Origin of the sequence: Streptomyces sp. NRRL S-455 (genome assembly GCF_000717875.1) — a bacterium.
GTDB lineage: Bacteria > Actinomycetota > Actinomycetes > Streptomycetales > Streptomycetaceae > Streptomyces.
In genome coordinates this window covers 103,740-120,164 of the sequence record NZ_JOCT01000016.1, presented here as the reverse complement: position 1 = coordinate 120,164, position 16,425 = coordinate 103,740, and the positions used below count along the sequence as shown (strand labels likewise).

Annotated in this window: 19 protein-coding genes; 12 read left to right on the top strand and 7 right to left on the bottom strand. The window is 71.0% G+C overall.

Going from position 1 to position 16,425, the window contains the following annotated elements; genetic code table 11:
• The first annotated feature begins 122 nt into the window (after positions 1–122).
• The 5 genes from IE97_RS0121965 (at position 123) to IE97_RS0121945 (ending at position 4,477) form a co-directional block, all read left to right on the top strand.
• Entirely contained in the window at positions 123–977 is an 855-nt protein-coding gene (locus tag IE97_RS0121965) for an oxidoreductase (protein ID WP_030243258.1), read from the top strand.
• Positions 978–1,236: 259 nt separating this feature from the next.
• Positions 1,237–1,635, top strand: coding sequence for an SDR family oxidoreductase (locus tag IE97_RS0121960; protein ID WP_051705068.1), 399 nt, complete (start codon positions 1,237–1,239; stop codon positions 1,633–1,635).
• A gap of 36 nt (positions 1,636–1,671) precedes the next feature.
• The gene (locus IE97_RS0121955) at positions 1,672–2,478 is read left to right on the top strand and encodes an SDR family NAD(P)-dependent oxidoreductase (protein WP_030243252.1); all 807 of its coding nucleotides are present in this window, start codon (positions 1,672–1,674) and stop codon (positions 2,476–2,478) included.
• A gap of 249 nt (positions 2,479–2,727) precedes the next feature.
• Complete coding sequence (locus IE97_RS0121950; RefSeq protein ID WP_030243249.1) at positions 2,728–3,372, top strand: hypothetical protein; 645 nt, start codon at positions 2,728–2,730, stop codon at positions 3,370–3,372.
• Between the two features lie 28 nt (positions 3,373–3,400).
• The gene (locus IE97_RS0121945; protein ID WP_030243246.1) at positions 3,401–4,477 is read left to right on the top strand and encodes a GNAT family N-acetyltransferase; all 1,077 of its coding nucleotides are present in this window, start codon (positions 3,401–3,403) and stop codon (positions 4,475–4,477) included.
• Here the strand turns inward: IE97_RS0121945 and IE97_RS0121940 are convergent.
• Together IE97_RS0121940 and IE97_RS0121935 are read right to left on the bottom strand one after the other, a co-directional pair.
• Positions 4,450–4,737, bottom strand: coding sequence for a DUF4031 domain-containing protein (locus IE97_RS0121940; protein ID WP_030243244.1), 288 nt, complete (start codon positions 4,735–4,737; stop codon positions 4,450–4,452). The genes IE97_RS0121945 and IE97_RS0121940 overlap by 28 nt on opposite strands.
• Positions 4,734–5,117: a hypothetical protein gene (locus IE97_RS0121935; RefSeq protein WP_030243241.1), complete on the bottom strand. Its 384-nt coding sequence runs from the start codon at positions 5,115–5,117 to the stop codon at positions 4,734–4,736. Before IE97_RS0121935 ends, IE97_RS0121940 begins: the two co-directional genes overlap by 4 nt.
• A 55-nt stretch (positions 5,118–5,172) precedes the next feature.
• Between IE97_RS0121935 and IE97_RS0121930 the strand changes: the two genes are divergently transcribed.
• Positions 5,173–6,108 carry a MurR/RpiR family transcriptional regulator gene (locus tag IE97_RS0121930; RefSeq protein ID WP_030243238.1) on the top strand — a complete coding sequence of 312 codons (936 nt, stop codon included), beginning with the start codon at positions 5,173–5,175 and terminating at the stop codon, positions 6,106–6,108.
• Positions 6,109–6,153: 45 nt separating this feature from the next.
• Positions 6,154–7,089 carry an N-acetylmuramic acid 6-phosphate etherase gene (murQ, locus tag IE97_RS0121925; RefSeq protein ID WP_030243235.1) on the top strand — a complete coding sequence of 312 codons (936 nt, stop codon included), beginning with the start codon at positions 6,154–6,156 and terminating at the stop codon, positions 7,087–7,089.
• 4 nt (positions 7,090–7,093) lie between these two features.
• Here the strand turns inward: murQ and IE97_RS0121920 are convergent, their stop codons facing one another.
• Positions 7,094–7,603 carry a DUF6624 domain-containing protein gene (locus tag IE97_RS0121920; RefSeq protein WP_030243233.1) on the bottom strand — a complete coding sequence of 170 codons (510 nt, stop codon included), beginning with the start codon at positions 7,601–7,603 and terminating at the stop codon, positions 7,094–7,096.
• A 140-nt stretch (positions 7,604–7,743) separates the two neighbouring features.
• On the bottom strand, positions 7,744–7,989 hold the full coding sequence (locus IE97_RS38610) for a hypothetical protein (protein ID WP_037844575.1): 246 nt from the start codon (positions 7,987–7,989) through the stop codon (positions 7,744–7,746).
• A 114-nt stretch (positions 7,990–8,103) separates the two neighbouring features.
• Here IE97_RS38610 and IE97_RS0121910 point away from each other — a divergent pair, with 114 nt between their 5' ends.
• The 5 genes from IE97_RS0121910 (at position 8,104) to IE97_RS0121890 (ending at position 11,531) form a co-directional block, all read left to right on the top strand.
• Entirely contained in the window at positions 8,104–8,943 is an 840-nt protein-coding gene (locus IE97_RS0121910; RefSeq protein ID WP_030243228.1) for a helix-turn-helix domain-containing protein, read from the top strand.
• Positions 8,927–9,139, top strand: coding sequence for a DUF397 domain-containing protein (locus IE97_RS0121905; protein WP_030243226.1), 213 nt, complete (start codon positions 8,927–8,929; stop codon positions 9,137–9,139). The genes IE97_RS0121910 and IE97_RS0121905 overlap by 17 nt, the downstream gene beginning before the upstream one ends.
• A gap of 255 nt (positions 9,140–9,394) precedes the next feature.
• The gene (locus tag IE97_RS0121900; RefSeq protein WP_030243224.1) at positions 9,395–10,201 is read left to right on the top strand and encodes a hypothetical protein; all 807 of its coding nucleotides are present in this window, start codon (positions 9,395–9,397) and stop codon (positions 10,199–10,201) included.
• Positions 10,202–10,260: 59 nt separating this feature from the next.
• Positions 10,261–10,941: a Uma2 family endonuclease gene (locus tag IE97_RS0121895; RefSeq protein ID WP_234310624.1), complete on the top strand. Its 681-nt coding sequence runs from the start codon at positions 10,261–10,263 to the stop codon at positions 10,939–10,941.
• 14 nt (positions 10,942–10,955) lie between these two features.
• Positions 10,956–11,531: a hypothetical protein gene (locus tag IE97_RS0121890; RefSeq protein WP_030243219.1), complete on the top strand. Its 576-nt coding sequence runs from the start codon at positions 10,956–10,958 to the stop codon at positions 11,529–11,531.
• A gap of 4 nt (positions 11,532–11,535) precedes the next feature.
• Here the strand turns inward: IE97_RS0121890 and IE97_RS0121885 are convergent, their stop codons facing one another.
• The 3 genes from IE97_RS0121885 to groL form a co-directional block, all read right to left on the bottom strand.
• Positions 11,536–13,092, bottom strand: coding sequence for a carboxylesterase/lipase family protein (locus IE97_RS0121885; protein ID WP_030243216.1), 1,557 nt, complete (start codon positions 13,090–13,092; stop codon positions 11,536–11,538).
• Between the two features lie 87 nt (positions 13,093–13,179).
• Complete coding sequence (locus IE97_RS0121880) at positions 13,180–14,307, bottom strand: NADH:flavin oxidoreductase (protein ID WP_030243213.1); 1,128 nt, start codon at positions 14,305–14,307, stop codon at positions 13,180–13,182.
• Positions 14,308–14,487: 180 nt separating this feature from the next.
• Positions 14,488–16,110 carry a chaperonin GroEL gene (gene groL / locus IE97_RS0121875; protein ID WP_030243211.1) on the bottom strand — a complete coding sequence of 541 codons (1,623 nt, stop codon included), beginning with the start codon at positions 16,108–16,110 and terminating at the stop codon, positions 14,488–14,490.
• Positions 16,111–16,425 lie beyond the last annotated feature (315 nt).

The window sequence follows — 16,425 nt, the reverse complement described above, 5'->3', positions numbered from 1 at the left end:
TGCCGTGTGCGTGGCACCGGCCGGGGCGGGCGCCGCTTTCCCCCGTACACAGCGCCCCCTTCGCCGTCACCCGTGGTGATCGCCGTGGGAGGGGTGCGCCCGTTCCGAGGAATATCCGCATCGTGACTGTTCAGCAGAAGGTCTGGTTCATCACCGGCTGCTCGACCGGCTTCGGTCGTGCCCTGGCCGAGGAGGTCCTCGCCGCCGGCCACAGGGCGGTCGTCACCGCCCGCGACGTCGCCCAGGTCCAGGACCTCGTCGTGGGCAACGACCGGGCGCTGGCTCTGCCCCTCGACGTCACCGACGCAACGCAGGTCAGGGAGGCCGTCGAGGCTGCGGAGAAGCACTTCGACGGCATCGATGTGCTGGTCAACAACGCCGGCATCGGCTACTTCGCCGCCGTGGAGGAGAGCACCGACGACGAGATCCGCCGGATCTTCGACATCAACGTCTTCGGCCTGTCCGACGTCATCCGCGCCGTCCTGCCGGGCATGCGCACACGCCGCTCGGGGACGATCGTGAACTTCTCCTCCATCGGAGGGCTCCGCGCCTTCCCGGCCGTCGGCTACTACGCCGCCACCAAGTTCGCCGTCGAGGGCCTGACCGACGCCCTGCGCCAGGAGGTCGCCCCGCTGGGCATCACCACGCTGCTCGTGGAGCCCGGTCCCTTCCGCACCGACTGGGCCGGCCGTTCCGCCAATGAGACGCTGCCCGAGCGGGAGATCGCGGACTACGCCGACACGGTCGGCGCGGCGCGTGCGGCGTTCCGCGCGGACACCGGCAAGGAGCCCGGCGACCCCCACGCCGCCGCCCGGGCGATCATCACCGCCCTCTCCGCCGACACCCACCCGCAGCGTCTGCTGCTGGGCGCTCCGGCGTACGGCATGGCGATCGAGCAGCTGGAGTCCATGCTCGTCGAGATCCGCGCGAACGAGGCACTGACGAAGTCGGCCGACTTCGACGCCTCCGCCGCCTGACCTGGCGACAGAATCCGCCGGCCGGTGACATCGCCGTACCCCTGGCCTGTCACCGGTCGCGGTCCCGGGCAGATGCGCTGCCTGCCCCGGCCCCGCACATAGCCGAACCGATGAGCACGCACATCACCCTCACCCGGGAGAGCCTGCAGGCCACCACCCCTGCACGGGGATCACCAGCCTGGCCGGAGCGACGGGCCCCAGCACCTTCTCCAGCACTTCATGGGCCCCCGCACACGGCAGTGATGGAGATGGAAGCGATGTGCTCACCGGCCCCCACGCCGACGCGGTACGACCGGCAATGATCGCCCGCAGGTCCGGCCACATCCTCAACCTCAGCTCGGTCGCCGGCATCCGCGTCGGGGACGCCGGTGGCGTCTACAGCGCCACCAAGTTCTTCATCCGCGGCATCACCGACAGCTTCCGCCGGGAAGTCGGCATCGCCCACGGCATCCAGGTCTCCATGATCAGCCCCGGTGTCATCGACACCGGCTGGGCCGACAAGGTCTCCAACGCCGAGGGCAAGCGGATCGCCCAGGACCTGAACGAGGATGCCATCCACCCGGACCACGTGGCCGACGCCGTCGTCCACGCCCTCGACCAGCCCACCGACGTCACCGGCAACGACATCGTCATCCACCCCACCCGCCAGGACTGGTGAGCCCACCCCCAGCCCACAGGAAACGGAGCACCGCACATGAGCAGCACCACCTCCCACCGCCCGCTCGCCCTGGTGACCGGGGCCTCCGCGGGCATCGGCTACGAACTCGCGAAGCTGTTCGCCGTCAACGGCTTCGACCTGATCGCCACCGGCCGCAGCGAGCACACCGACCGGGCGGCGGCCGACCTCGCGCGGCACGGCGTCCACGTCACACCCGTGCGCGCCGACCTCTCCCAGAGCGAGGGCGTCGAGACGGTATGGCGGGCGGTGCGGGAGACCGGACGGCCGCTCGACGCCGCGGTCCTCAACGCCGGCCGCAGCATCGGCGGCGCCTTCCTCGACACCGACCTCGACGACGAACTCTCCCTGATCCGGCTGAACGTGGCATCGGTCGTCCACCTGGCGAAGCACGTCGCCCGCCACATGGCCGGCAACGGCCGCGGCCGCATCCTGATCACCTCGTCGCTGTCGGCGACCCTGCCTACCCCCTACGAGACCGTGTACGGACCCTCCCGTGCCTTCACCCGCATGTTCGCCCTCGGTTTGCGTGAGGAACTCAAGGAACACGGCGTCACCGTCACCTGCCTCATGCCCGGCGCCACCGACAGCGACTTCCACGCCCGGGCCGGCATGAACAACACCGCCTTCGGCCCCGGCATGAAGAAGAACAGCCGCAAGGAAGTCGCCCGCCAGGGCTTCCTCGCCCTGATGAACGGACGCGCCGAGGTCGTCGGCGGCGACGCAGCCACCAAGCGCACCGCCATCGAACACCGCTTCCTGCCCGAGACCTACAAGGCCGCCCGTCACGCCATCAAGGCCAAGCCGCGTTCTCAGCACTCGTAGGTGAACTGTCCGGGAAGCTGATGACCAGGGCCCCGTCAAAGCTGACCTCGAGCCCTTCCATCCCGGCCAGCCAGCCGCCCCCGCGTTCGCCCTCGAGGATGCGGGCCAGCAGGTTGTCGTCCAGTACCACCTGGAGGACATGGACCGTGTCCGCGTGCGGAGATACTGCGAGATCGAGGAGCGCGAGGTCCGCACCGACGAGGTCGGCAGGGGCTACCAGCTCACCACGGCCGGCGGGAGAATGACCCCATGGCCGATCTCGACGCCCTCCGCACCCGCTTCACCCGCACCCTGGAGGCGGCCAGGGGCCCGGCCGCCGGCCCGGACCCGGTGCCGTACGCCGACAACCTGCTGACCCGCTGGCAGGAGCCGCAGCGCCGCTACCACACGGTCGAGCACCTCACCGCGGTCCTCGACCACATCGACGTACTGGAGGAGCACGCGCGGGACCCGGACGTGGTCCGGCTGGCCGCCTGGTTCCACGACGCCGTGTACCTGCCCGACCGCTCGGAGAACGAGGAACGCTCGGCCCGCCTCGCCGAACGCGCCCTCCCGGAGGCCGGCGTCCCAACCGCCAAGACGGCCGAGGTGGCCAGGCTGGTCCGCCTCACCGTCACCCACGACCCCGCCGACGACGACCCCGACGGCCAGGTCCTGTGCGACGCCGACCTGGCCGTCCTCGCCTCGCCCCCGTCGGCGTACGCCGCCTACACCGCCGCCGTCCGCGAGGAGTACCACTTCGTCCCCAGCGACGCCTTCCGCACGGGCCGCGCCGCCATCCTGCGCCAACTCCTCTACCTGCCAAGGCTGTTCAGGACCCCCCACGGAGCGGCGAAGTGGGAGGCCACGGCACGCTACAACCTCTCCGCCGAGCTGGAAATGCTGTCGCTCTGACCGGACCTCGCCGCATAACCTGCTCCGTATGGGAGACATGGGCGGGGAACGCGTTCAGGAAGCCGTGGCCGGTTCCGTGGAGGCGCTGAGGGCGGCTGTGGACCGGGACTGGGAGGCGGTGCCCGCCCAGGGACTGGAGTGGAGCTGCCGTGAGACGGCGGTGCACGTGGCCGTGGCTCTGCTCAGGTACGCCGGCCAGCTGGCCGGACGCGCGGCCGAGGGTCGCATCCCCTTCGCGTTCGGCCTGGAGGAGGGCACCGGCAACGACAGTGTCCTGCGGGTGATCGAGACGACCGGTGCCCTGCTCACCGCCGCCATTCGCACCACCCCCCGCGAGGTCCGGGCCTTCCACCCGTTCCCCTTCCGCAGCGCGAACCCCGAGGGCTTCGCCGCGATGGGCGTGGCCGAGGTGCTGCTGCACACCCACGACATCGCCGAGGGACTGGGGGTCGCGTACGAACCGGACCCGGCGCTGTGCGACTTCGTCCTCACCCGGATCTTCCCGCACGTGCAGCCCGGCCCGACCCCGTGGCGGACCCTGCTGTGGGCCACCGGCCGCGGAGACCTGCCCGGACGCGCCCCGGTCACGGAATGGATGTGGAGCAACAACCTGGTGATCCCCACCGAGCGGCTCACGCTGGAGGGCGTCACCCCGGCGGCGGCGAACGACCTGGCCACGGTCGGCGACGGCGGCTTCGAGTGGCTCGATGGCGGCCCCCTCGAAGGCACCCGGATCGGCGCCGGCATGGTGTTCAAGCAGTACGAGGACGGCGTCCACCGCCCCGAGTGGGGCACGTACGTGCTGGTCCGCCGCGAGGACGGGCGCGCACTCGGCGCCATGGGGTTCCACTCCGTCCCCGACGAGGCGGGGCGGGTCGAGATCGGCTACGACCTCGTCGAAGCGGCCCGTGGCCACGGGTACGCCACCGAGGCGCTGCGCGCGCTGTCGGCGTGGGCACTGGGCCGGGACGAGGTACGGACCGTGGTCGCGAACGTCGAGCGGGACAACGCGCCCTCGCACAGCGTCCTCGCCCGCGCCGGGTTCGAGGCCGTCGCGGAAGACGTCGAGCAGATCACCTACGAACTGCGCGAACCCGGCGCCTGAGCCCGCCCCTTCGGCCGCCGCAGCCCCGCCCCGTACAGCAGCCGCACCACCTCGCGGCTGCTGACCTCCACGGCCCCGGCGTCCACCGCGTCCGCGTACCGCTGGGCGGGGATGTCGTAGTGGTCGCGTTCGAAGGCCCGCCGGGGCACGCCGAGGCGTGCGGCGAAGGTGTGCAGTTCGTCGTAGGAGACGTCGCTGATCAGGTGCGACCACATGCGGCCGTGTCCGGGCCAGGCCGGTGGGTCGATATAGACGGTCACGAGGGCTCCGCCCCGCCGATCGCCTCGCCCAGCGACCCCACCGCCGCCACCTTCACGCCCGCCTCGCCGCACACCCAGTGCGGGTCGGGCCCCAACTCCGGCTGCACGTCCAGGGCGTGCGGGTCACCGGTGCCGCACACCGGGCACAGCGGCCAGCGGCCGTAGCGCTCCAGCAGGGCGTCCTGCACGTCCTGCGCGACCAGACCGGCCACGAACGGAGCGCCCTCCGGCCACTGCTCCACCCACCATCGCCGCTCCACGATGGACTGCTCGACCAGCGACACGACGTCCGCCTCGGCGACACGTCCCGCCATGAGGTCGGCCAGCACGAGGGCGCGCGCGGCGTGCAGGGCCTGCTCCAGGGGGCTGATGGGGTCCATGCCCCCATTGTGCGCACTCTTGACCGCGACGCCGAGCCGAAAATATCTTTCAAGAGTGACCTACGAAGTGAAGGAAACTTTCTCAAGCGGCCCGGGGGCCATGGTCGGCACGCTCGGCACCCCGCCCGCTCCCGCCGCCCTCGCGGCCAAGGTCCGCACGCTGGGCCCGTCGATGACGCGTTCCATGCAGCGTGTCGCCGAGGCCGTGGCGGCCGACCCGGCGGGCTGCGCCGCCCTCACGGTCACCGGCCTGGCCCAGCTCACCGGCACCAGCGAGGCGACCGTCGTACGCACCGCCCGGCTGCTGGGCTATCCGGGTTACCGGGACCTGCGTCTGGCCCTCGCCGGCCTCGCCGCGCAGCAGCAGTCCGGCCGCGCCCCGGCCATCACGACGGACATCGCGGTGGACGACCCGATCGCCGACGTGGTCACGAAGCTCGCCTACGACGAACAGCAGACCCTCGCCGACACGGCCGCCGGCCTGGACACCGTCCAACTCGGCGCCGCCGTCACCGCGCTGACCGGCGCCCGCCGCACCGACGTGTACGGCGTCGGGGCGTCCGGACTGGTCGCCCAGGACCTGACGCAGAAGCTCCTGCGCATAGGGCTGATAGCGCACGCCCACAGCGACCCGCACCTCGCCGTCACCAACGCCGTGCAACTGCGCGCGGGCGACGTCGCGATCGCCATCACACACTCCGGTTCGACCGGGGACGTCATCGAGCCGCTGCGGGTCGCCTTCGAGCACGGGGCGACGACGGTGGCCATCACCGGCCGCCCCGACGGCCCGGTCACCCAGTACGCCGACCACGTCCTCACCACGTCCACCGCGCGGGAGAGCGAACTGCGTCCGGCGGCGATGTCGTCACGGACCGGTCAGCTCCTTGTGGTGGACTGCCTCTTCGTGGGGGTGGCGCAACGGACGTACGAGACGGCCGCGCCGGCGCTCTCGGCGTCGTACGAGGCGCTGGCCCACCGGCACCGTTCCTGAGGCCGCCGCCACGCCCAGCCCCGGAAAGACACGAAAGAGCCGTCCATGACCTCCACCTCCGACCCCCGTGACCTCAGAACCGAGTTGGAGTCCCTGACCACCGAGGCGTTCCGGCCGGAACTCGCCGACATCGACCGGCTGCCCACGCTCGACATCGCGCGGCTGATGAACGGCGAGGACGCCACCGTGGCCGGGGCGGTCGCGGCGCGGCTGCCGCAGATCGCCGCCGCGATCGACGCCGTGGCGGACCGGATGGCCCGGGGCGGCCGCCTGGTCTACGCGGGCGCCGGCACGGCGGGCCGGCTGGGCGTCCTGGACGCCTCCGAGTGCCCGCCCACCTTCAACACCGCCCCGTCCAGGGTCGTCGGCCTGATCGCGGGCGGCCCGGACGCCATGGTCACCTCGGTCGAGGGCGCGGAGGACTCCCGGGAACTGGCCCGGGCCGACCTGGAGCCCCTCGGCCTGACCCCCGACGACACGGTGGTCGGCATCTCGGCGTCCGGCCGCACGCCCTACGCCGTCGGCGCCGTCGAGTACGCCCGCACCCGCGGCTCCCTCACCCTCGGCCTCGCCTGCAACGCCGGCAGCCCGCTCGCGGCCGCCGCCGAGCACGGCCTCGAGATCATCGTCGGCCCCGAACTGCTCACCGGCTCCACCCGCCTGAAGGCCGGCACGGCGCAGAAGCTCGTCCTCAACATGCTCTCGACGATCACGATGATCCGCCTGGGCAAGACCTACGGAAACCTGATGGTCGACGTCCGCGCCTCCAACGACAAGCTCCGCGCCCGCTCCCACCGGATCGTCGCCCTCGCCACCGGCGCCGACGACAAGGAGATCGAAGACGCCCTCACGACCACCGGCGGTGAGGTGAAGAACGCGATCCTGGTCCTCCTGGCCGACGTGGACGGGCCGACGGCGGCGCGGCTGCTGGAGGAATCCGACGGGCATCTGCGGGCGGCCCTGACGGCGGCGAAGGGCTGACCCGTCAAGACCATTTCGCGACGTACTCGGCGAACGGCTCGATGCCGACGCCCGCACGCAACTCGTCGACGCGCTCGGGCTCGGCGCAGGGCCAGGGGATCGGCGAGCCGTCCTCCCGGACCCCGGCGATCTGAGTGCCGTAGACCTGCTCCCGCCCCTCATTCACGAGCGTGCGATCCCGCAGGAACGCCAGCTCCCGAGCCCCGGCCGCGCCCGACTCCACGGCCTCCTCCAGCAACCGCAGCGCCCGCCGCTGCACGTCCAGTTGCCGGTCGGCGTGCTGGGCGACGAGCCAGGCGGCCCGCGCGGCGTCCTCACCGACCAGGGCGGCGGTGGGCCAGCCGACCTCGTCCATGATCTCGTTCAGCCGGTCGCCGTGCCGGGCGGTGAGTCGCCGCCATGCCAGCTGTTCGACCGGGTCCTCGCCGTTGGCGGCTCCCGTGACGGCCATCTCGTGATCGGCGGCGGCCATGGCGGTCAGTTCGCCCGAGAGGGCCTTCAGGTCACGGGTCATGGTCAACTCCCTTGCAGGTCAGGATGGTTGCCACAACCGTAAAGCCGCATTCACCTCGAAAAGATCATTCCGGAGGACGGTGACGAGGGGGTGCCGGAGCCGGGATAATGGATCTACCCGGTCAGCCGGAAAGCTCGTTCTCACCTCGGCCTCGCCTCCCGGTTGACCTGCCGCACCCGCGCCCGCAGAGCCTCCCCCGCGGGCAGCGAGCGCAGCACGTCGGTCAGATGCTCGGCCGTCCGCACGTTGCACCGCCCCAGGTCGACCAGGGCGAACGGCTCGTCACTCGCGGCCGTCACCGGGTCGACGCACAGGGACGGCAGCACGACACCGACTCCCTTGAGGGCTTCCCGCAGCGACTCCACGATCTCCTCGGTCGAGCGCACCTTTCCCTACCTCCACGCTGTGTTTGTGATTCGCCACACAGCGTGGCCGCTCGGTGCCTAACCTGGCCATACACGGCGTTCCAACAACCCCATGTGTGCGACAGGGAGTTACCCATGCCCGGACCCAGGGACCTCGACCCGTCCTCCTCCCCTCGGGCCCTCCTGGGCGCCGAACTCCGGCACGCCCGCGAGAAGGCCGGCCTCAGCCAGGAAGAAGTGGGCCAGCGGCTGTTCGTGAGCGGGTCGTTCATCGGGCAGCTGGAGGCAGGGACGCGGCGGATGCAGCGGGAGTACGCGCGGCTGCTGGACGAGGTGTTGGGGACGGGGGACTTCTTTCAGCGGAACTGCGGGGTGACGGCCAAGTCGAGATACCCGGAGCACTTCGCTGAGGCGGCGGAGGCGGAAACCCTGTCGTCGGAGATTCGGGAGTACGCACCGCTGCTGATTCCCGGCCTGCTTCAGACACCCGCCTACACGCGGGCCGTCTGCCGCGCCTACAGGCCGACAGCGCCGGAGGAACAGATCGAGGAACTGGTGGCCGCGCGCATGGAGCGGGCCCAGCTCCTCGACGATCCAACACAGCCCTTGTTGTGGGCAGTCGTTGACGAAGCCGCGCTGCGGCGTGTGACCGGCGGACGCAAGGTGATGGCCGAAGCTCTGCGACACCTCGCCGATCTGGCCAAGCGGGGCCGGGTCATCGTGCAGGTGCTGCCCTTCGACGCGGGCGCGCACGCGGCCATGCAGGGCGCCATCAAGCTGATGGACTTCGAGAACGCCCCTCCGCTTGTCTACTTCGAAGGCGTCGGCACCGGACGCCTTGAGGACGACCCGGCCACGGTCAAGGACCAGCGGTTCAGGTACGAACTCCTCACCGCCTGCGCGCTTTCGCCCGGGGACTCCCTGGCCTTGATCGAGGGCATGGCGCAGGATTACGCCCATGAGGCGCATACCTGAGCACCACCTGGACGCAGCCACCTGGCACAAGTCCAGTCACAGCGGCGGCGACGGCGGCAACTGCCTGGAAGTCACCCGCGACTTCCCCACCGCCGTCCCCGTACGCGACTCCAAGAACCCACACGGCCCGAAGCTCGTGTTCCGGGCCGCCGCCTGGACCGCGTTCGTCGCGAACCTCAAGGTCGAGATGGCCTGAGCTTCGGGATCCGGGCTTCGAGCCCTCTTTTCAAGGAATGGGTGGTGGGCCTCAACCCGCCCTCCCACCCCGCGTGTTGACTTGACGCGTTCGGCTTGCCACAGACGGTGACAAACCTCTAGCGTTCCCGCATACGCAACAGCCCCCGCCAGGTGCTACCAACACCTGCGGGGGCTTAACCAAGTGATCGACGGCTGAAAGACCGATCCCATGGCTGAGTCCCAGCTTAGTGCTGCCTCCCCGTCCGCGCACCCAATGGCGAACCCGGGCTACGGCAAGCGCTCCGCACCCGACCAACTACCCCGCACCAACGACGACTTCGCGCAGCTTCCACGCCGCGAAGCCGCCATCGCCGCCTACCTCGACCGGCTCCCCGACGGCGCCGACATCTCCGTGAAGACGCTGGCCAAGCACCTCCCGTACGGGCAGTGCGCCCTCGGCACGGCCCTCAACCACCTCCAGGAGGCAGGCCACCTGCGACGAGGCCGGGAGTGCCTGGCGGCGGACGACGGCAGCTCCCGCTGGATCACCCGTTCGTGGTGGTCCCGTACCGCGCGCGACGACGACTGGTGGGCCGCCTTCACCCGCGGCGATGTACCGAAGCAGCAGCAGCGTCCCACCCGCTCCCGCGCCCACATCCTCCTGGCCGCCCTCGGCCGCACGGCCCCCGTCCTGTCCCTCTCCCAGACCGACTGCGCCACGCTCGCCCCGCTGGTGTCGGACTGGTTCGAGCGGGGCGCCTCGGAGGACGACGTCCTGCGTGCGCTCACGGCCGGCCTGCCGACGCCCGTCCATCACCCCGCCGCCCTGGTCCGCAACCGCCTGACCAGCAAACTCCCTCCCTCACCCGCCCCACGTCCGCCCCTGCGCGTACTGGAGTGCGCGAACTGCGGTGCGCCGGGGCGCCCGGAGTCCCTGCCAGGGGGGCGTTGCAGCGCCTGCCGGGGCGAACGCGCTCCCGCGCAACCCCCCGCACCTCTGTCCGCCCCCACGGTGCACGACCGCGCGGCCCAGATCCGCGCCGCGATGTCCCAACGACGCCGAGAGAAGGCACACGCATGACGGCTCCTACGGTCCGACGCCACCAACCGGGGGCACGATGGAGGAAAGGAGGCGACGCCATGACCCCAGAAACCGCTGACCGCCCGCAGATGGACATCGAGGACTTCGACGAGCTCGTTCGCAGGGCCCCAAGGGAGATCCGGAACAGGCTGGAGTTCCTGGGCGGGCGGCTGTGCATTCGGCACGGCCCGCTCGACGTGGACGAGTTCGAGGAGCTTGCCGCGGCAGCCCCCGAGACCGTGCGGCTGGAGTACATCAATGGAAAGGTAGAGGTCAAAGCCATGCCGGACGGCAACCACACGTCGATTTTCATGTGGCTGTTGCGCCAGTGCATGCAGCACCGACCCGACCTGGATCTCGCTCCAGAGCGGGGCGTCAAGGCAGAGGCTTACCGCAAGGGCCGGGCACGAACGGATGGCTTCCTGGCACCAGTGGACCACTTCAAGGGCGACCGCGAGTGGTCCGACCCCGACGGTGCCCTGATGGCCGTCGAGATCACCTCCCACGACCGCGACACCGATCAACGCGATCGCATCGACAAGCCCATCGGCTACGCGGAGGCCGAGATCCCCGTGTATCTCCTCATCGACCGTGACAACAACACCATCACCGTCTACAGCGAGCCGAAGGACGGCCGCTACCAGCAGATCTCCCCCCACCCCTGGGGCGCCACCGTCGACCTCCCCTCCCCCGTGAACATCACCCTGGACACCGAGAAGCTCAAGGACTACGCCGACTGACGACAATGAGCACCATGAACCACGCCCAGCTCACCGCCCTAGGCCGCGCCCTCCGTCTCCTCGGCGAGCACGGGGAAGCCCTCGGTGCCGACACCCCGGACGCCAAACTGCACGAGGTCAAGGCGGACGTGCGGCGGGCCCTGGAGCTGCTGGAGGAGAGCGTCACGGCCGCCAAGCCCACGACCCGCTGCCCCGAGCATCCGAACGGCCCCGTCGACAAGGGGGCGCCCGACCTCTGCCTGCTCTGCGAGACGCGGCGCCGGGCCGCCCGCCGGGACGAGTTCAACGGGCCCGCCCCGAATCCGCAGCAGCCCACCGAACACCCCGTGCAGTCCCGTTACGGCGTGCGCGGCGACCGCCCCCAGCCCCAGCAGCGCTGGCTGCCGGAGCTGTGGAACGGCCAGGAGTGGCAACTGTGCGGCACCCCGCGCCGAGACCGCCGTGAGGCGGAGCTGTTCATCGCCGCCCAGCGGCGTGCGCCCCGGGCCGCCATGGCGTACCGGCTGGTGCACGAGTTCACCGACTACGAGGTGCTGCGGGTGTGGGGGACGCCGGTGCGCGTCGACATCGAGCCGATGGGCAACCTCTAGCCCGTCACAGCAGGGGCAGCGGGCGGAAGTCGTACCCCTCCCACAGCCGCCGCGACGCCTCCTCCGGGTAGGCCGTGACCACCGGCTCCGCGTCCATCAGCTGCACCAGCCGCTCCGCGGTGTCATACGCCGGCCAGCCCGGGTCCCCGGTCCGCGCGAACGCCGTCCAGGACGAGCGGAAACGGGACGACAGCGCCTGGGCCTCGGCGGACGGCTCGACGCCCGCGAACAGCAGCGCCCCGAGGTCCGCCCCGAACGTGCCGAAGAGCAGGGGGATGTCCAGGCCGTGACAGGCGCCCAGCGCACCGCCGTTCCCGGGGGCCGGCCAGGTCAGTTCGTAGAGGTGGGCGCGTCCGCCGCCCGCGCGCTGCGCCTCCGCCAGGTGCAGGGAGGGCATGCTGAACAGCCAGTCCGTCTGGACGCGCTCGTACAGCTCGGACGGGGAGGCCTCGGGGAAGGCCGTGCGGTAGGCCTGTTCGCCGCCGGGGCCGGGAGCGAAGAGGCGCAGGGCCGAGGCCGCCTTCTCCTCGGGGATCTGGCCCAGTTGACCGGCCATGGCGATGAAGAGGCGGTACTCGTCCCGGTTGTGGCCCACCAGCAGGTCGACGTCCCGTGCCGAACCGGCCGCGAGCGCCCGCCACGGCGTGGTCGGCAGCACCTCGCCGTCGACCACCGGCGAGAACGGGGTGGAGGTCGGTGCCACTTGGCCCCAGCGGTCGAGGTACTGGAGCATCTTCGTGCTCAGCGTCTCGCCCGCCGTGGGAAGCCTGCGCGGCTCGATCGTCGACAGGTCGGCGACCGTGGGCCGCAGCCCCACCTCGGCGGCGAGGGCCGTGCCGATGTCCCGGGCCAGTGCGTCGGAGAAGAACGTCCCCGGCACGCTCTGTGCGATCGCCCGCCGGAAGAGTCCGGCCGTGCGCGGCATGGCGAGCAGTGAGGCGATGGAGCCCGCGCCCGCCGACTCGCCGAAGACCGTGACCTGCCCGGGGTCGCCGCCGAACGCCTCGATGTTGTCCCGCACCCACTCCAGCGCGGCCACCTGGTCGAGCAGTCCCCGGTTGGCGGGCGCCCCCTCGATGTGGGCGAAGCCCTCGATGCCGACGCGGTAGTTGAGGGTGACGACCACGAGGTCGCCGTCGGCGGCTATGCGCCGGGCGTCGTAGCCGGGGCTGCCGGAGTGGCCGAGCTTGTAGGCGCCGCCGTAGATCCACACCATCACGGGGCGGCGGGCGGCCGGGTCGGCGTCGGGGGTCCAGACGTTGACCGTGAGCCAGTCGTCGCCCTGGGGCACGTCGATCAGGCCCGGTCCGCCCATCAGGCCGAGGTCCTGCGGGGGCGGCGGGCCGAAGGCGTGCGCGTCCCGTATGCCGTCCCAGGCGGGGGCGGGGCGCGGGGCCGCGAAACGGGCCTCGCCCACCGGCGGTGCGGCGAACGGGATGCCACGGAAGACGGCGAGCCCCTCCTCGTTCCGGCCCCGGACCGCACCGGCGGTCGTTCGGACCACCGGTGCGGGTCCCTCGCAGGCCCCGCCCGTCGGCGGGCTGAACTCGGTCGTCGTCATCTGGAACTCCTCACGGGATGCCGGTGAACAGGCGTCCGGTCAGTGTCCTTGACCGATGCGAGCAGATCCAGAGTCACAGACCCGAGGTCAGCTGAGGGTCTTCAGCGCCGCCGGGTCGTACGGCGCCAGGTCCTCGAAGCGGCCGTCGAGCACCTTCTGCGCCCACAGCGGGTCCTGCAGCAGCGCCCGGCCGACGGCGACCATGTCGAACTCGTCCCGCTCGAAGCGGTCCAGGAGGTTGTCGAGGTCCCCGACCTCGGCGCCCTGGCCCTGGAAGGCCTTGATGAAGTCACCGTTCAGGCCGACCGAGCCGACGGTGATGGCGGGCTTGCCGGTGAGCTTCTTGGTCCAGCCGGCCAGGTTCAGGTCGGAGTCGTCGAACTCGGGGACCCAGTAGCGGCGGGTGGAGGCGTGGAAGGCGTCCACGCCGGCCGCCGCGAGCGGGGTCAGAATGGACTCCAGCTCCTCGGGCGTCTCGGCGAGGCGGGCATCGTAGGCCTCCTGCTTCCACTGGGAGTAGCGGAAGATGACGGGGAAGTCCGGGGAGACGGTCTCGCGGACGGCGGCGACGATCTCCGCCGAGAACTTGGCGCGGGCGACCCGGTCGCCGCCGTAGGCGTCGGTGCGGCGGTTGGTGCCCTCCCACAGGAACTGGTCGAGCAGGTAGCCGTGGGCGCCGTGGAGTTCGACGCCGTCGAAGCCGATGCGCTCGGCGGCGGCAGCGGCCTCGGCGAAGGCGCCGATCACGGCGTCGATGTCGGCCTGGGTCATGGCCTTGCCGGTGGGCTCGTCGGCGCCGATGCGCAGCCCGGAGGGGCCGACGGCCGGGGCGTCGGCGACGGGCGGCTCGCCCTGCTTGCGGACCATGCCGATGTGCCACAGCTGCGGCACGATCGTGCCGCCCGCGGCGTGCACCGCCTCGGCGACCTTCGCCCAGCCCGCGAGCTGCTCCTCGCCGTGGAAGCGGGGGACGCGGTCGCTCTGCCCGGCCGAGTCGTGGCCGACGTAGGTGCCCTCGGTGACGATCAGACCGACTCCGGCGGCGGCGCGGCGCGCGTAGTACGACAGCACGTCCTCGCCGGGGACGCCGCCCGGGGAGAACATGCGGGTCATCGGAGCCATCACGATCCGGTTCGGGACGGTCAGACCGCCCAGCGATACGGGCCGGGACAGGATTTCGGCGGCGCGGGAGGCGGCGGAGGCGGCGACAGTCACGTGAAGGACTCCTCAGGAGGTACCGGTCAGTATGTGCATACGCATAGGACGCACATTCCAACAGCCCGTTCCTCCCAGGGCATCCCGCCCTCGCTGTGATCCCGCACACGCCGGAGGGCGGCACCCCCTGTCGGAACAGGAAGTGCCGCCCTCGGCAAGGACGTTGATCGACCGGGTCGATCAGAAGTCCATGTCACCGCCCGGCATGCCGCCGCCGGCCGGGGCAGCGGCCTTCTCCGGCTTGTCGGCGATGACGGCCTCGGTGGTGAGGAACAGCGCGGCGATGGAGGCGGCGTTCTGCAGCGCGGAACGGGTCACCTTCGCCGGGTCGATGATGCCCTCGGCGATCATGTCGACGTACTCACCGGTCGCGGCGTTCAGGCCGTGGCCGACCTGGAGGTTGCGGACCTTCTCCACGACGACGCCGCCCTCGAGACCACCGTTGACGGCGATCTGCTTCAGCGGGGCCTCCAGCGCGAGCTTCACGGCGTTGGCGCCGGTCGCCTCGTCACCCTCGAGCTCCAGCTTCTCGAAGACCTGGGAGGCCTGCAGCAGGGCCACGCCACCACCGGCGACGATGCCCTCCTCGACGGCCGCCTTGGCGTTGCGCACGGCGTCCTCGATGCGGTGCTTGCGCTCCTTGAGCTCCACCTCGGTGGCGGCACCGGCCTTGATGACCGCGACACCGCCGGCGAGCTTCGCCAGGCGCTCCTGCAGCTTCTCGCGGTCGTAGTCCGAGTCGCTGTTCTCGATCTCGGCGCGGATCTGGTTGACGCGGCCCTGGACCTGGTCGGCGGAGCCGGCACCGTCGACGATGGTGGTCTCGTCCTTGGTGATGACGACCTTGCGGGCCTTGCCCAGCAGGTCGAGGGTGGCGTTCTCCAGCTTGAGGCCGACCTCCTCGGAGATCACCTCGCCGCCGGTGAGGATGCCGATGTCCTGCAGCATCGCCTTGCGGCGGTCGCCGAAGCCCGGGGCCTTGACGGCGACGGACTTGAAGGTGCCGCGGATCTTGTTGACGACCAGGGTCGACAGGGCCTCGCCCTCGACGTCCTCGGCGATGATCAGCAGCGGCTTGCCCGACTGCATGACCTTCTCCAGGAGCGGGAGCAGGTCCTTGACGTTCGAGATCTTGGAGTTCGCGATCAGGATGTACGGGTCGTCGAGGACGGCCTCCATACGCTCCATGTCGGTGGCGAAGTACGCCGAGATGTAGCCCTTGTCGAAGCGCATACCCTCGGTGAGCTCCAGCTCCAGACCGAAGGTCTGGGACTCCTCGACGGTGATGACGCCTTCCTTGCCGACCTTGTCCATGGCCTCGGCGATGAGCTCGCCGATCTGGGTGTCGGCGGCGGAGATGGAGGCCGTGGAGGCGATCTGCTCCTTGGTCTCGACGTCCTTCGCCTGCTCCAGCAGGGCGGCGGAGACGGCCTCGACGGCGCGCTCGATACCGCGCTTCAGGGCCATCGGGTTGGCGCCGGCGGCGACGTTGCGCAGGCCTTCCTTGACCAGGGCCTGGGCGAGAACGGTCGCGGTGGTCGTACCGTCACCGGCGACGTCGTCCGTCTTCTTGGCGACTTCCTTGACCAGCTCGGCGCCGATCTTCTCGTACGGGTCCTCGAGCTCGATCTCCTTGGCGATGGAGACACCATCGTTGGTGATCGTGGGGGCGCCCCACTTCTTCTCGAGGACGACGTTGCGGCCCTTGGGGCCGAGCGTCACCTTGACGGCGTCCGCGAGCTGGTTCATGCCGCGCTCGAGGCCGCGCCGCGCCTCCTCGTCGAACGCGATGATCTTGGCCATGTGAAGTGGTCCCTCCAGGACTGGGGGTGATTACTTCGGACCGCGCCCGCGCCCGCGACGGACGGCTCGCTTGCCTCGTGGTTCCTTCCCACCCGGCCTGCGGGCCTCACCGACCCGGTCCTTACGTTGTCACTCTCACCTTCAGAGTGCTAACGCAATGATTAGCACTCGGGCATGGCGAGTGCAAGCGCCTCCCGGGTATGGGCGGGAGCGTCAGCCACCCGCGAACACCACCCCGGGCCCCCTGCGAACAGGCCGAAGGGCCCGCACCCCGGGGGGTGCGAGCCCTTCTGAGAAGACCGGTCGCCTGAGCGT

Excerpts from the sequence above, each read along its gene's own strand:
- IE97_RS0121910 (WP_030243228.1), top strand. The coding sequence starts at position 8,104 with ATGCCCGGACCCAGGGACCTCGACCCGTCCTCCTCCCCTCGGGCCCTC.
- IE97_RS0121920 (WP_030243233.1), bottom strand. The coding sequence starts at position 7,603 with ATGACCCGTGACCTGAAGGCCCTCTCGGGCGAACTGACCGCCATGGCC.
- IE97_RS0121950 (WP_030243249.1), top strand. The coding sequence starts at position 2,728 with ATGGCCGATCTCGACGCCCTCCGCACCCGCTTCACCCGCACCCTGGAG.
- IE97_RS0121935 (WP_030243241.1), bottom strand. The coding sequence starts at position 5,117 with ATGGACCCCATCAGCCCCCTGGAGCAGGCCCTGCACGCCGCGCGCGCC.
- groL (WP_030243211.1), bottom strand. The coding sequence starts at position 16,110 with ATGGCCAAGATCATCGCGTTCGACGAGGAGGCGCGGCGCGGCCTCGAG.
- murQ (WP_030243235.1), top strand. The coding sequence starts at position 6,154 with ATGACCTCCACCTCCGACCCCCGTGACCTCAGAACCGAGTTGGAGTCC.
- IE97_RS0121905 (WP_030243226.1), top strand. The coding sequence starts at position 8,927 with ATGAGGCGCATACCTGAGCACCACCTGGACGCAGCCACCTGGCACAAG.
- IE97_RS0121895 (WP_234310624.1), top strand. The coding sequence starts at position 10,261 with ATGACCCCAGAAACCGCTGACCGCCCGCAGATGGACATCGAGGACTTC.
- IE97_RS0121955 (WP_030243252.1), top strand. The coding sequence starts at position 1,672 with ATGAGCAGCACCACCTCCCACCGCCCGCTCGCCCTGGTGACCGGGGCC.
- IE97_RS0121885 (WP_030243216.1), bottom strand. The coding sequence starts at position 13,092 with ATGACGACGACCGAGTTCAGCCCGCCGACGGGCGGGGCCTGCGAGGGA.
- IE97_RS0121890 (WP_030243219.1), top strand. The coding sequence starts at position 10,956 with ATGAACCACGCCCAGCTCACCGCCCTAGGCCGCGCCCTCCGTCTCCTC.
- IE97_RS0121945 (WP_030243246.1), top strand. The coding sequence starts at position 3,401 with ATGGGAGACATGGGCGGGGAACGCGTTCAGGAAGCCGTGGCCGGTTCC.
- IE97_RS0121900 (WP_030243224.1), top strand. The coding sequence starts at position 9,395 with ATGGCGAACCCGGGCTACGGCAAGCGCTCCGCACCCGACCAACTACCC.